The following is a 12,401-nucleotide window of genomic DNA, read 5'->3' as shown; positions in this document are numbered from 1 at the left end:
CGCCGTAACGGAACCGTGTCCGACCGGCGAAGCGGCCGAAGGTTCGATCAGCCGAGCGCGGCCGACACGAGCCAGCGCTTCACGAGCGGCTGCGCACCGACGAAGGCCATGCCCGCATTGCGCACGGCCTTCGCGAGCGAGCCCGGCACCGCGAACAGCCGCTGCAGGCCGTCGGTTGCGACCATCAGCGCGCGGATGTCCTCGCGGCGCGAACGCTCGTAGCGGCGCAGCAGCACCGTATCGCCGAGGTTGCGGAAGCTTTCCTTGCCGGCGATCGCGTCGGCAAGCGCCGCCACATCGCGCAGGCCGAGGTTCATCCCCTGTCCCGCGAGCGGGTGGATCAGGTGCGCGGCATCGCCGACGAGCGCGACGCGCGGCGCGATCAGCTTGTCGACCGTCTGCAGCGCCAACGGGAAGCCGGCGGCCGGCGTCACGCAGTCGAGCGTGCCGACTTGGCCATGAGACACGCGCTCGACCTCGGCCGCGAGCTGCGCCGGATCGAGTGCGAGCAATTCGTCCGCATGCGCGGTGTGCGCGGACCAGACGAGCGACACATGGCCGTCCGGCAGCGGCAGCAGCGCGACGATCTCGCCTTCGTGGAACCACTGGTAGGCCGTCTCGCGATGCGGCAGCGACGCCTTGAAGTTCGCGACGACACCGGTTTGCCGGTAGTCGCGCCGTTCGACTTTGGCCCCCATTTGCGAGCGCACCCACGAATGCGCGCCGTCCGCGCCGACGACGAGATCCGCTTCCAGCACCTGCCCCGACGACAGCGTGAGCACGGCTGCGTCGTCGTGTACGTCGAAGCCCTGCGCGCGCGCCTCGAACCACGTGAGGTTCGGCTGGAACCGCAGCGCGGCGTCGAGCGACGCCTCGACCAGCGACGATTCGGCGATCCACGCGAGCTGCGGCACGGATGCCTGGTACGCGGAAAAATGCAGTTCTGCGTGCGCATCGCCGTACACGCGCATGTCGTAGACCGGTGCGAGGCGGCCATGGTCGAGCGCCTGCCAGACCCGCAGCCGCTCGAGCAACGCCTGCGAACTGGAAGACAGCGCGTAGACGCGCGTGTCGAATACGAGATCGGCGGGGCGCGGCGCGGCCGGCTGGGCGAGCAAGGCAGTCTTGTAGCCGGACTGGGTCAGCGCGAGCGCGGCAGTCTTGCCGACGAGCCCGCCGCCGACCACGGCGACGTCGAAGGAGTGGTGGGCAGTCATGGCGGGCATTATAGCCGCGGGGCCAAACCCTTACGCGGCCGGACTTTGCGGGAAATCAGCAGAATCGCAGGCGGCCGATGCCGCGCGGCGGCCCGCCGCATCGGCCGTTCGGCGCAACCCCGGAATCCGGGGCGTCGGCACGGTACAATAGCGTCTTTGACCGTCGGCCCGCCGCGCCCCAAGCGCCGGCCGCCCTTTTTTCCCGCGCCGCCGTGCCCTGTCCGGCCGCGCCGCCTTACCCGTCCGAAGGATTCCATGAGTCTCAAATGCGGCATCGTCGGCTTGCCCAACGTCGGCAAGTCCACCCTGTTCAATGCGCTGACCAAGGCCGGCATCGCCGCCGAGAACTACCCGTTCTGCACGATCGAGCCGAACGTCGGCATCGTCGAAGTGCCCGATACGCGCCTGAAGGCGCTCTCCGAGATCGTCAAGCCGGAGCGTGTCGTGCCGGCCGTCGTCGAGTTCGTCGACATCGCGGGCCTCGTCGCAGGCGCGAGCAAGGGTGAAGGCCTCGGCAACCAGTTCCTCGCCAACATTCGCGAAACCGATGCAATCACGCACGTCGTGCGCTGCTTCGAGGACGAGAACGTCATTCACGTCGCCGGCAAGGTCAGCCCGATCGACGACATCGAAGTGATCAATACCGAGCTCGCGCTCGCCGACCTCGGCACCGTCGAGAAGGCGCTCACGCGCTATTCGAAGGCCGCGAAGTCGGGCAACGACAAGGAAGCGGCGAAGCTCGTCGCCGTGCTCGAGAAGGTGCGCGCGCAGCTCGACCAGGGCAAGGCCGTGCGCGGCCTCGCGCTGTCGGACGACGAAGAGGCGCTGCTCAAGCCGTTCTGCCTGATCACCGCTAAGCCGGCCATGTACGTGGCCAACGTGAAGGACGACGGTTTCGAGAACAACCCGCACCTGGATGCCGTGCGCAAGTACGCGGAAAGCGAAAATGCGCCGGTGGTCGCCGTGTGCGCGGCAATCGAGGCGGAAATCGCCGATCTCGACGATGCCGACAAGGAAGCATTCCTCGCCGACATGGGCATGGAGGAGCCGGGCCTCGACCGCGTGATCCGCGCGGGCTTCAAGCTGCTCGGCCTGCAGACCTACTTCACCGCGGGCGTGAAGGAAGTGCGCGCGTGGACGATCCATATCGGTGACACGGCGCCGCAGGCAGCCGGCGTGATCCACACGGACTTCGAGCGCGGCTTCATCCGCGCGCAGACGATCGCGTTCGACGACTTCATCACGTACAAGGGCGAGCAAGGCGCGAAGGAAGCCGGCAAGATGCGCGCCGAAGGGAAGGAATATGTCGTGCACGACGGCGACGTGATGAATTTCCTGTTCAACGTCTGACCCTTGCATCGGCCGATGCCGTGTGAATCACGCGGCATCGCGCACTGCGTGCCCGGCACGAAAAACGAATGGCCCGACGGCAAGCGCCGTCGGGCCATTTTTCATTGCAGGACGTTCCGCCAGCCGGCGGCGGACACCGTGCGTCCGCCGCCGCTTCGTCGCGGCATCACATCGCCGACACTCGCCGCCCCGCGCTCGCCTGCGCATCGCGGCCGCGCTTGTTCAGCCACGATGCCAGCAGCACGATCAGCGCCAGCACGGCCGTCGCGCCCACTTCCATCCTGTGATCCTCACTCACGAGCATCACGGTCAGCGTGCCGCAGATGAACAGGATCACCAGCCACGTGAGCCAGGGGAACAGCCACATCCGCAGCGTCAGGTCCGCGCCGGTCGCTTCGAGCGTCTTGCGCATCCGCAGCTGCGAGATCGCGATCACGAGATACACGAGCAGCGCGATCGCGCCCGACGTCGCGAGCAGGAATCCGAAGACCTGTTCCGGCATCAGGTAGTTCGCGATCACGGTCAGGAAGCCGAATGCAGTCGATGCGAGCACGGCCGCGCGCGGCGTGCCGGTCGAATCCGTGCGGTGCAGAAACGCGGGCGCATCCTTGCGCTTCGACAGCGAGAACAGCATCCGCGACGCGGTGTACAGCGCCGAATTCAGGCAGCTCGCGACCGACACGAGCACGATCACGTCGATGATCGCCTTCGCGTTCGGGATGCCGATCAGCTCCATCGCGCGCTGATACGAACCGTGCTTCGGCAGCAGCGGATCGTTCCACGGCACGATGGCCGCGACGATCAGGATCGAGCCGAGATAGAACAGCGTGATGCGCCAGATCACCGAGTTGGTTGCGCGCACGATCTGGCGTTGCGGGTTGTCCGATTCGGCGGCCGCGATCGTCACGATCTCCGTGCCGAGGAACGAGAACATCGTCGTCAGCATCGCCGCGAGCACCGCACCGGCACCGTGCGGCATGAAGCCGCCATGCGCGAACAGGTTCGATACGCCCGACACCGCAGGGGCGGGAATGATGCCGACGATCGCCGCGCCGCCGATGCACAGGAACACGACGATCGCGACGACCTTGATCAGCGCGAACCAGAATTCGAATTCGCCGTAGTTCTTGACCGAGAAGAGGTTGGTCACCGTCAGCACCAGCGTGATGCCGAGCGCGAAGACCCAGGTTGCAACGCCGGGGAACCATGCATTGAGGATGGTCGCGGCGGCGGTCGCCTCGATCGGGATCACGAGCACCCAGAACCACCAGTACAGCCAGCCGATCGAGAAACCGGCCCAGTGGCCGATCGCGCGATCGGCATAGGTGGAGAACGAACCGCTGTCCGGATGCGCGACGGCCATCTCGCCGAGCATGCGCATCACCAGCACCACCAGCACGCCCGCGATCGCATACGCGAGGATCGACGCCGGGCCGGCTTCCGCGATCGCGTGGCCGGAGCCGACGAACAGGCCCGCGCCGATCACGCCGGCAATCGACATCATCGTCACGTGCCGCTGCTTCAGGCCTGTACCGAGGCCTGTGTTGCTTCCACTCATCTGTCTCTCTCCAAAAAACGGTTCCGGTATGGCCGGGTGTCGCGTGAAGGCAGCAGGGGGAGTTGTCGTTCTTGAATCCGGCTGCGAGCGCGCGTGCATCGCACGCGGCCATGCGGCTGGATGGGACCGTTCGGATCGGCGCGCCGCGCAGTCTGCGAAGCTGCGGGTGCGATGCGGCGCGCGGTGCGCCGACGCATCGCGTGCGCCGTTTCCGTCGGCTTTCGTCAGCTGCCTTCGAAGCGAAGGAGTGTAAGCACCAAACGGTTCTTCACTAAGAACCAATTGAAGAATTTCGATGGAACCACTCGTCGCATCGACGTCGATCGATGCAACGCTTGTACCCGTTCGGGCCGGCGCGCGAGCCGCGCCGAAAGCGCCCGGCGACGCCGGGCAGCGGGCCGCAACCGGCGTGTCAGTTCGCGCCGTGCACCCTCTCGTCGCGCCATTTGGCGGGGACGACGGCCTGCCATTCTCGCAGAAGCAGTTTTTTCACGGCGTCCGGACGGGCCGCCGACAGCCGCACCAGCACGATCGGCCAGCCGACGTAGTGATCCGTCACGTAATACACGTCCGGTTCCGATTCGATCAGCCACGCGCGCTCGTCGGGGCCGACACCTTTCACGACGAGCGTGTCGCCGTCCTCGCGCAGCCGCGCGAGCATCTTGCCCCGCACCTTGAGCGCAGGCGTGCCGTACGACGTACCTTCCTCGACGCCGCGCCATGCCAGCGCGATCTGGCGGACTTCGTCGAATGTCATGAGGCCTCCCGGCTGCACTTCCTCGGTTCACGATCCGGCCACCCTACCGGAATTCGCGAAGGCACGCCGCGGGACGTGCGCCTATCCGCGCGCCGCACGTGCGGCCACCGGCGCTCGCCCCGTCGTCGCGACGATCGCGAAGGCGATCGCATTCGCGGCGGCGCTGGCCAGGATCGGCACGAGATAGCCGCCGCCCGCGTCGTAGATGAAACCGGCCGCGGCCGGCCCGATCAGCGTGCCGAATGCGACGCTCGTATAAAGCACGCCGATGATCCCGCTCACGTTGCGCCCGCCGAAGTAGTCCATCACGACCGCCGGCAGCACGGCGACCCAGCCGCCGTAGAACACGCCGAACACGAGCGCGAACGCGGCAAGCGTCGCAACGGTGTCGGCCCCGGCCCACGCGACGAGCGCGACGGCCATGCCCGCGAACATCGCGAGCAGCGACGCACGGCGGCCGAAGCGGTCGGCGAGGCCGCCGAGGAAGAAGCGGCCGGCCGTGCTGCCGACGCCGATCGCGCCGAGCAGCAGCACGGCCGTCGACGGCACGACGCCGTGATCGAGCGCGTACGGCACGAGGTGAACGAACGGGACGAACACGCCGAACGAGCAGGCGAGGCATGCGGCGTACAGGCTCGCGAACGGCCGCGACATGACGGCTTCGCGCACCGTCGCGCCGGCAGGCGCAGAAGCGGCGACCGGCTGGCGCCGCGCGGCGGCGGACACCGGGGCTCCCGCACCGTGCCCGGCGACTTGTGCCCCGCCGCCGGGCTCATGCGCAGCCTCCCCGTCCGGCAGCAGCCCCCGCCCGCGCGGGTCGTTCTCGATCAGCAGCGACATCCCCGCGCCGATCGCGACCGCGATCACGGCCAGCGTGAAATACGCGCCGCGCCAGCCGACCTGCGCGATCAGCGTGGACGCGAGCGGCGGCATCACCAGCGTGCCGACACCGATCCCCGCGACCGCGAGCCCCGATGCGAAGCCGCGCCGGCGCACGAACCAGCGCTGCACGGCACCGACCGCCGGTACGTATGCGCAGCCGACGCCGAAACCGACACCAAGCCCGTACGCGACATAGACCTGCAGCAGCGTGTGCGCGGCGCCGGCAGCCGCGAGCCCGGCGCCCGTCAGCAGCATCCCGGCGACGGCGAGCCGCCGCGAGCCGAAGCGGTCGGCCAGCGGCCCGCTGACGATGCCGAAACCGAAATACAGGAAGCCGGCGAGCGAGAACACGAGCGAGATCTGGCCGCGCGACGCGGCGAAGTCCCGCTGCAGCGACTCGACGAACGCACTGAACGTATAGGCGCTGCCGAACCCGACGAACGTGACGGCGAACGCGGCCGCGACCACGTACCAGCCGTAGAAATGGCGCGACGCGCCCGGGCGGTTCATGACGATGCTCCTCTCAGGTCCAGCCGGACACGTCACGGCGTCCGGTTTGCCTCGTGGATATAGTTGAACTATGTTGATCGCATTGGTCGCTGCAATGCAGCCCCCAAGCACGCAATCGGATGCGACAACGGTACTCGCGCACGCGCGCCGCCTCAAACGATATTTCATCGGCCATTCGCTTTAGAAAAACTCAATGAATCGTTCCCGCCTGCCGCCGCTCAACGCGCTGCGTGCATTCGAAGCAGCCGCCCGCCACCTGTCGGTGAAATCGGCGGCCGAGGAGCTGTCGGTCACGCCCGGCGCGGTGAGCCAGATGATCCGCACGCTCGAGACGCACCTCGGCGTGCAGCTGTTCGAGCGCGTCAACCGCGGCATCCTGCTGACGGCCGCCGGTCGCGACTACCTGCCGCCGGTGCGCAATGCGTTCCGGCAGATCGCCGACGCGTCGCAGCGCGTGTCGGGCGCCGCCGACAGCGGCGTGCTGACGGTGAGCGTCACCCCGTTCTTCGCATCCGCGTGGCTCGTCCCGCACCTCGCGCAATTCCGGCACGCGTGCCCTGACGTCGACCTGCAGGTCGTCACGAGCCACGCACTCGCGGATTTTTCGCGCGACGGCGTCGACGTTGCAATCCGTCATGGCCTCGGGCGCTACATCGGCCTGTGCAGCGAGCGCCTGCTGACGGTGGAGATCGTCGCGCTCGCGTCGCCCGACCTCGTCGCGCGGCTCGGCATGCCGGCGACGCCCGCCGATCTGGTCGGCTGGCCGCAGTTGCACGACGCCGAGCGCAAGGGCTGGCACATCTGGTTCGGCGCGCAGCGGATCGACGATATCGGCCCGCCGCGCGGCCCCGCGTTCGACGACTCGGGCCTGTTGCTGCAGGCGATCGTCGCAGGCCAGGGCGCCGGGCTGCTGCCGGCCGCGATGGTGCGCGGCGAGCTGGCAAGCGGCCGGCTCGTGCAGCTCGCCGACGTCGCGTGGCTCGACGATTTCGCGTACTACCTCGTCTATCCGCCGCATCACGCCGAGCGGCCGAAGGTCGCCGCTTTTCGCCGGTGGATCCTCGAGGCCGCGCAGGCCGACGGCGCGGCCTCGATGTCGGGCGCGGCGTAGCGTCACGCCGCCGCTCGGCGCCGGCACCGGTCGGGCGCCGATCCGCTAACATGCGGCGCGGGCCATCCGCCCGACATCGATAACAACAAGCCGACCGGGAGAGACCATGCCTGCCCTGTTCTGCCGCGCGACACGCATCGCGACACTGTCCGCCGTCTTCTTCGTCGCCTGCGCCGCGTTGCCCCAACCCGCACACGCGTACCGCGCACCGCCCGGCTACGGCAACGAAGCCGATCTCGACCGTCACGACACGTATCGCAACCGCGACGGCGAAACCGTGCACGCACCCGCGCATTCGAAATCGGGCCGCGTGCCCGAAGGCGCGAGCGCGCGCTGCCGCGACGGCACCTACAGCTTCAGCCGCCATCGGCGCGGCACGTGCTCGGGGCACGGCGGCGTCGCCGCGTGGCTGTGAGCGCAGCCCCGGCCAAAAGGCCAGGTGTCGCGCCAGCGGCGGCCGGCGGCGAAGTACAATAGCCGCTCGCGCTGCCGACACGCGGCGACGCCGCCGCGCCGTGCGCGGCACGCTCCGTACCGAATCACCCGACGCCGCCACGCCCGCGCGCTGCGCGGCAGTCTCAACCATTTCTGACTTTCACACCCAAATGGCCCAATACGTTTTCACGATGAACCGGGTCGGCAAGATCGTGCCGCCCAAGCGCCAGATCCTGAAGGACATCTCGCTGTCGTTCTTTCCCGGCGCGAAGATCGGCGTGCTCGGCCTGAACGGCTCGGGCAAGTCGACGCTGATCCGCATCATGGCGGGCGTCGACAAGGACATCGAAGGCGAAGCGACGCCGATGCCGAACCTGAACATCGGCTATCTGCCGCAGGAGCCGCAGCTCGACCCGACGAAGACGGTGCGCGAAGCCGTCGAGGAAGGCCTCGGCGACCTGTTCCAGGCCAACAAGAAGCTCGAGGAAATCTACGCGGCGTACGCGGAGCCGGACGCCGACTTCGACGCGCTCGCGGCCGAGCAGGCGAAGTACGAAGCGATCCTCGCGTCGAGCGACGGCGGCAGCCCCGAGCAGCAGCTCGAAGTGGCCGCCGACGCACTGCGCCTCCCGTCATGGGATGCAAAGATCGAGCATCTTTCGGGCGGTGAGAAGCGCCGCGTCGCGCTGTGCAAGCTGCTGCTCGAAAAACCCGACATGCTGCTGCTCGACGAACCGACCAACCACCTCGACGCGGAATCGGTCGATTGGCTCGAGCAGTTCCTGGTGCGCTTCCCGGGCACCGTCGTCGCGGTCACCCACGATCGCTACTTCCTCGACAACGCGGCCGAGTGGATTCTCGAACTCGACCGCGGCCACGGCATTCCGTGGAAGGGCAACTACAGCAGCTGGCTCGACCAGAAGGAAGAGCGCCTGAAGCAGGAAGAAGCGTCGGAATCGGCGCGCCAGAAGGCGATCAAGAAGGAACTGGAGTGGGTGCGCCAGAACCCGAAGGGCCGGCAGGCGAAATCGAAGGCACGTATCGCGCGCTTCGAGGAGCTGAACAGCCAGGAATACCAGAAGCGCAACGAGACGCAGGAAATCTTCATCCCGGTCGGCGATCGCCTCGGCAATGAAGTGATCGAGTTCAAGAACGTCAGCAAGGCGTTCGGCGACCGTCTGCTGATCGACAACCTGAACCTGAAGATCCCGGCCGGCGCGATCGTCGGCATCATCGGCCCGAACGGCGCCGGCAAGTCGACGCTGTTCCGGATGCTGACGGGCAAGGAGCAGCCGGATTCGGGCGAAGTCGTGATGGGGCCGACCGTGAAGCTCGCGTACGTCGACCAGAGCCGCGACGCGCTCGACGGCACGAAGACGGTGTTCGAGGAAATCTCGGGCGGCGCCGACGTGCTGACGGTGGGCAAGTACGAAACGCCGTCGCGCGCGTACATCGGCCGCTTCAACTTCAAGGGCGGCGACCAGCAGAAGATCGTCGGCAACCTGTCCGGCGGTGAACGCGGCCGCCTGCACCTCGCGAAGACGCTGATCTCGGGCGGCAACGTGCTGCTGCTGGACGAACCGTCGAACGACCTCGACGTCGAAACGCTGCGCGCGCTGGAAGACGCGCTGCTCGAATTCGCGGGCTCGGTGATGGTGATCTCGCACGATCGCTGGTTCCTCGACCGGATCGCGACGCACATCCTCGCATTCGAAGGCGATTCGCAGGTCACGTTCTTCGACGGCAACTACCAGGAATACGAAGCCGACAAGCGTGCGCGCCTCGGCGAGGAAGCCGCGAAGCCGAAGCGTCTGCGCTACAAGCCGATCAGCCGCTGAGCGGCGCGGCCCGGGCGCCCGGCACTGCGGTAACGCAGGAACGGGCACCGAGGCTGATCGCTCCGGAAGCGGAACAACAAAAAACGGGCCGCTGGCCCGTTTTTTTTATCCGGCGGCTGGCTGCCGGCTTGCCGCTTACGCCAGCGCGCCCAGTTCGCGCAGCCGTGCCTCGGTCGCCGCCGCACTCGTGTGATGAATGCCGTGCCAGCCGAGCGCCGTCGCGGCCGCGGCGTTCTTCGCGTTGTCATCGATGAACACGAGTTCGTGCGGCGCGATGCCCGGCAAGTGCGGCTCGATCCGCGCATGCATCTCGCGGTAGATCGCCGGATCGGGTTTCACGAGCTTCACACGGCCCGACACGACGATGTCCCTGAAACGCCGCAGCACCGGGAAGTTGTCCCACGCATACGGAAACGTCTGCGCCGACCAGTTCGTCAGCCCGAACAGCGGCATCCCCTGCGCGTCGAGCCGGTCGACGAGCGCGACGCCTTCGTCGAGCACGCCGCCGATCATCTCCTGCCAGCGCGCATAGAACGCGCGGATCAGCCCCTCGTGCGCCGGAAACTTCGCGACAAGCTCGGCCGTCCCCTCTTCGATCGTCTGCCCGCCGTCCTGGCGGACCACCCAGTCCATCGTGCACACATGCGTGAAGAACCAGCGACGCTCGGTGTCATCGGGAATCAGTTCCCGGTAAAGGTACTCGGGGCTCCAGTCGATCAGCACGCCGCCGAAATCGAACACCACGGCCTTGATCGTCATGCGAACTCCGTCGCAAGGACATCCGCGAGCGGGCGCGGCATCACCGGGTTGCCCGACAGCGAATTGTTTTCCCATACGAAGTGATGATGCGCGACGATCTGCGCGGCCGACAGGTGCGTGCGCTCGTTCGTGGTGTGCAGGTCGGACACGACGGTCGTCCGGTAGCCGAGCAGCGCTGCGCGGCGCGCGGCCGAATCGACGCAGAACTCGGTCGCATAACCGCAGATCAGCACCGAACGGATGCCGTGGCGCTCGAGTTGCGCCGCGAGCGGCGTATCGTGAAACGAATCACTCATCTGCTTGCGCACCCGCCAGTCATCGTTCCCGACGACCAGCCCCGCGTGCAGTTCCCAGCCCGGCGTGCCGGGCACGACGTCGTCGTCCGCGTCGCCGTCGTGCTGCACGAAGCACACGGGCGCGTTCGCCGCACGCGCCGCCGCCGTCAACCGGTTGATGCCCGACACCACGTCATCGAGCCGGTACGCGGGCGTTGCCCGCTCCACCAGCCCGCGCTGCATGTCGACCACGATCACTGCCGTGTCCGCCATCGTCGCCCTCGCTGTTGTTGTTCGGCCGGCGCCCGGCCGCTTTCCTGCGTTGCGTCAGATCGGCTGCGTGCGCGCGTCGAGCCACGCCTTGGCATCGCCGCTCAGATGGCGGCCGACGCGCTCGCGCACCGTTGCGTGATACGCGTTCAGCCACGCGCGTTCTTCTTCATGCAGCATCTCGATCAGCACGCAGCGCGTGTCGATCGGGCACAGCGTCAGCGTCTCGAACGCGAGGAAATCGCCGAACTCGGTCTGCCCGGCCGCGCGGTTCACGACCAGGTTCTCGATCCGGATGCCCCACTGGCCGGGACGGTACACGCCCGGCTCGATCGACGTGATCATGCCCTCTTCCATCGCCGTATACGGCTCGGCCGGCGCGTAGTGCGAGATCACCTGCGGGCCTTCGTGCACGTTCAGGAAGTAGCCGACGCCGTGCCCCGTGCCGTGCCCATAGTCGAGCCCGGCCGCCCACATCGGTGCGCGCGCGATCGCGTCGAGCATCGGCGAGCGGATGCCGCGCGGGAATCGGGCACGCGACAGCGCCATCATCGATTTCAGCACGATCGTGAAATCGCGCCGCTGCAGGTCGCTGACGGTGCCGACCGGCACGACGCGCGTGATGTCGGTCGTACCCGTCACGTACTGGCCGCCCGAATCGATCAGCAGCAGCCCGTCGCCGGCGATCGTCGCGTGCGACTCCGGCGTCGCGCGGTAATGCGGCATCGCGCCGTTCGCGTTGAAACCCGCGATCGTCGCGAAGCTCGGCGACACGTAGCCGGGGCGCCGCGCGCGCGCGGCAGTGAGCTTCTCGTCGATCGTCAGTTCGGTGATCGTCTCGCGGTTCACGGCCTGTTCGAACCAGGAGAAGAATTCCGCGAGCGCGGCGCCGTCGTGCTCCATCGTCACGCGCACGTGCTCGATCTCGGTGGATGTCTTGCGCGACTTCGCGAACGTCGACGGATTCACGGCCTCGACGAGCTTCACGCCGGCCGGCACGGCCTCGAGCGTGCCGAACGTCACGCGGCGCGGGTCGATCAGCAGCGTCGCGCCGTCGGGCAGTGCCGCGAGCGCGGCGCGCGCGGCGTCGTAGGCGCGGACGTCGACGCCGTCCTGCGCGAGCGACGCGGCCAGTGCCGGCGACACCTTGCCGTCGGCGACGAACAGCGTCGCGCGATCGGCGCCGATCATTGCGTGCGCAACGAATACGGGATTGAAGTTGACGTCGGCGCCGCGCAGGTTGAACAGCCATGCGAGGTCGTCGAGCGTCGAGACGAAATGCCACTGCGCGCCCTGCGCACGCATCGCGCGGCGCACTTCGGCCAGCTTGCTCGCGCGCGTCGTGTCGGCCTGCGGCGCCGCGTGCTCGAACACCGCGTCGCCGGGCAGCCCCGGCCGCTCGGGCCAGATCGCGTCGAGCAGGTCGAGGTCGGTGCGCA

General features: G+C 68.0%; 11 protein-coding genes. 4 read left to right on the top strand and 7 right to left on the bottom strand.

What is annotated here, in order from left to right:
• Nucleotides 1-47 precede the first annotated feature (47 nt).
• On the bottom strand, nucleotides 48-1,226 hold the full coding sequence (locus DPV74_RS18525) for a UbiH/UbiF family hydroxylase (protein WP_027788478.1): 1,179 nt from the start codon (nucleotides 1,224-1,226) through the stop codon (nucleotides 48-50).
• Between the two features lie 246 nt (nucleotides 1,227-1,472).
• Between DPV74_RS18525 and ychF the strand changes: the two genes are divergently transcribed.
• Nucleotides 1,473-2,567: a redox-regulated ATPase YchF gene (gene ychF / locus DPV74_RS18520; protein WP_027788479.1), complete on the top strand. Its 1,095-nt coding sequence runs from the start codon at nucleotides 1,473-1,475 to the stop codon at nucleotides 2,565-2,567.
• 166 nt (nucleotides 2,568-2,733) lie between these two features.
• On the opposite strand, the gene gabP is transcribed toward ychF, so the two are convergent.
• From gabP to DPV74_RS18505, 3 genes are all read right to left on the bottom strand, one after another.
• Nucleotides 2,734-4,125, bottom strand: a complete 1,392-nt coding sequence (gabP, locus tag DPV74_RS18515; RefSeq protein WP_060173926.1) for a GABA permease — start codon at nucleotides 4,123-4,125, stop codon at nucleotides 2,734-2,736.
• A gap of 412 nt (nucleotides 4,126-4,537) precedes the next feature.
• The gene (locus tag DPV74_RS18510) at nucleotides 4,538-4,882 is read right to left on the bottom strand and encodes an MmcQ/YjbR family DNA-binding protein (protein WP_059688468.1); all 345 of its coding nucleotides are present in this window, start codon (nucleotides 4,880-4,882) and stop codon (nucleotides 4,538-4,540) included.
• Nucleotides 4,883-4,963: 81 nt separating this feature from the next.
• Entirely contained in the window at nucleotides 4,964-6,274 is a 1,311-nt protein-coding gene (locus DPV74_RS18505; RefSeq protein WP_119337737.1) for an MFS transporter, read from the bottom strand.
• 193 nt (nucleotides 6,275-6,467) lie between these two features.
• Here DPV74_RS18505 and gcvA point away from each other — a divergent pair, with 193 nt between their 5' ends.
• The 3 genes from gcvA (at nucleotide 6,468) to ettA (ending at nucleotide 9,658) form a co-directional block, all read left to right on the top strand.
• The gene (gene gcvA / locus DPV74_RS18500; RefSeq protein WP_119337736.1) at nucleotides 6,468-7,385 is read left to right on the top strand and encodes a transcriptional regulator GcvA; all 918 of its coding nucleotides are present in this window, start codon (nucleotides 6,468-6,470) and stop codon (nucleotides 7,383-7,385) included.
• A gap of 106 nt (nucleotides 7,386-7,491) precedes the next feature.
• Complete coding sequence (locus DPV74_RS18495) at nucleotides 7,492-7,800, top strand: DUF3761 domain-containing protein (protein WP_119337735.1); 309 nt, start codon at nucleotides 7,492-7,494, stop codon at nucleotides 7,798-7,800.
• A 190-nt stretch (nucleotides 7,801-7,990) separates the two neighbouring features.
• A complete protein-coding gene (gene ettA / locus DPV74_RS18490) occupies nucleotides 7,991-9,658 on the top strand; it encodes an energy-dependent translational throttle protein EttA (protein ID WP_027788485.1) in 1,668 nt (555 codons plus the stop codon).
• Between the two features lie 135 nt (nucleotides 9,659-9,793).
• Here ettA and DPV74_RS18485 read toward each other — a convergent pair whose 3' ends face one another.
• From DPV74_RS18485 to DPV74_RS18475, 3 genes are all read right to left on the bottom strand, one after another.
• Entirely contained in the window at nucleotides 9,794-10,417 is a 624-nt protein-coding gene (locus tag DPV74_RS18485; protein ID WP_119337734.1) for an HAD family hydrolase, read from the bottom strand.
• Complete coding sequence (locus tag DPV74_RS18480; protein ID WP_059699724.1) at nucleotides 10,414-10,965, bottom strand: cysteine hydrolase family protein; 552 nt, start codon at nucleotides 10,963-10,965, stop codon at nucleotides 10,414-10,416. Before DPV74_RS18480 ends, DPV74_RS18485 begins: the two co-directional genes overlap by 4 nt.
• A gap of 54 nt (nucleotides 10,966-11,019) precedes the next feature.
• Nucleotides 11,020-12,401, bottom strand: a 1,382-nt coding sequence (locus tag DPV74_RS18475; protein WP_162923080.1) for an aminopeptidase family protein P, incomplete at its 5' end; no start/stop codon positions are given.

The sequence above is a fragment of the Burkholderia sp. HAN2018 genome (genome assembly GCF_024704855.1).
GTDB classification, from domain to species: domain Bacteria; phylum Pseudomonadota; class Gammaproteobacteria; order Burkholderiales; family Burkholderiaceae; genus Burkholderia; species Burkholderia cepacia.
Note: the sequence above shows the minus strand (reverse complement) of the source record. Positions and strands in the feature narration are given on the sequence as shown.

What these genes read in the sequence shown, in the direction of transcription:
- DPV74_RS18505 (WP_119337737.1), bottom strand. Translation starts at nt 6,274, where the DNA reads ATGAACCGCCCGGGCGCGTCGCGCCATTTCTACGGCTGGTACGTGGTC.
- ettA (WP_027788485.1), top strand. Translation starts at nt 7,991, where the DNA reads ATGGCCCAATACGTTTTCACGATGAACCGGGTCGGCAAGATCGTGCCG.
- gcvA (WP_119337736.1), top strand. Translation starts at nt 6,468, where the DNA reads ATGAATCGTTCCCGCCTGCCGCCGCTCAACGCGCTGCGTGCATTCGAA.
- DPV74_RS18510 (WP_059688468.1), bottom strand. Translation starts at nt 4,882, where the DNA reads ATGACATTCGACGAAGTCCGCCAGATCGCGCTGGCATGGCGCGGCGTC.
- DPV74_RS18525 (WP_027788478.1), bottom strand. Translation starts at nt 1,226, where the DNA reads ATGCCCGCCATGACTGCCCACCACTCCTTCGACGTCGCCGTGGTCGGC.
- DPV74_RS18485 (WP_119337734.1), bottom strand. Translation starts at nt 10,417, where the DNA reads ATGACGATCAAGGCCGTGGTGTTCGATTTCGGCGGCGTGCTGATCGAC.
- DPV74_RS18480 (WP_059699724.1), bottom strand. Translation starts at nt 10,965, where the DNA reads ATGGCGGACACGGCAGTGATCGTGGTCGACATGCAGCGCGGGCTGGTG.
- gabP (WP_060173926.1), bottom strand. Translation starts at nt 4,125, where the DNA reads ATGAGTGGAAGCAACACAGGCCTCGGTACAGGCCTGAAGCAGCGGCAC.
- ychF (WP_027788479.1), top strand. Translation starts at nt 1,473, where the DNA reads ATGAGTCTCAAATGCGGCATCGTCGGCTTGCCCAACGTCGGCAAGTCC.
- DPV74_RS18495 (WP_119337735.1), top strand. Translation starts at nt 7,492, where the DNA reads ATGCCTGCCCTGTTCTGCCGCGCGACACGCATCGCGACACTGTCCGCC.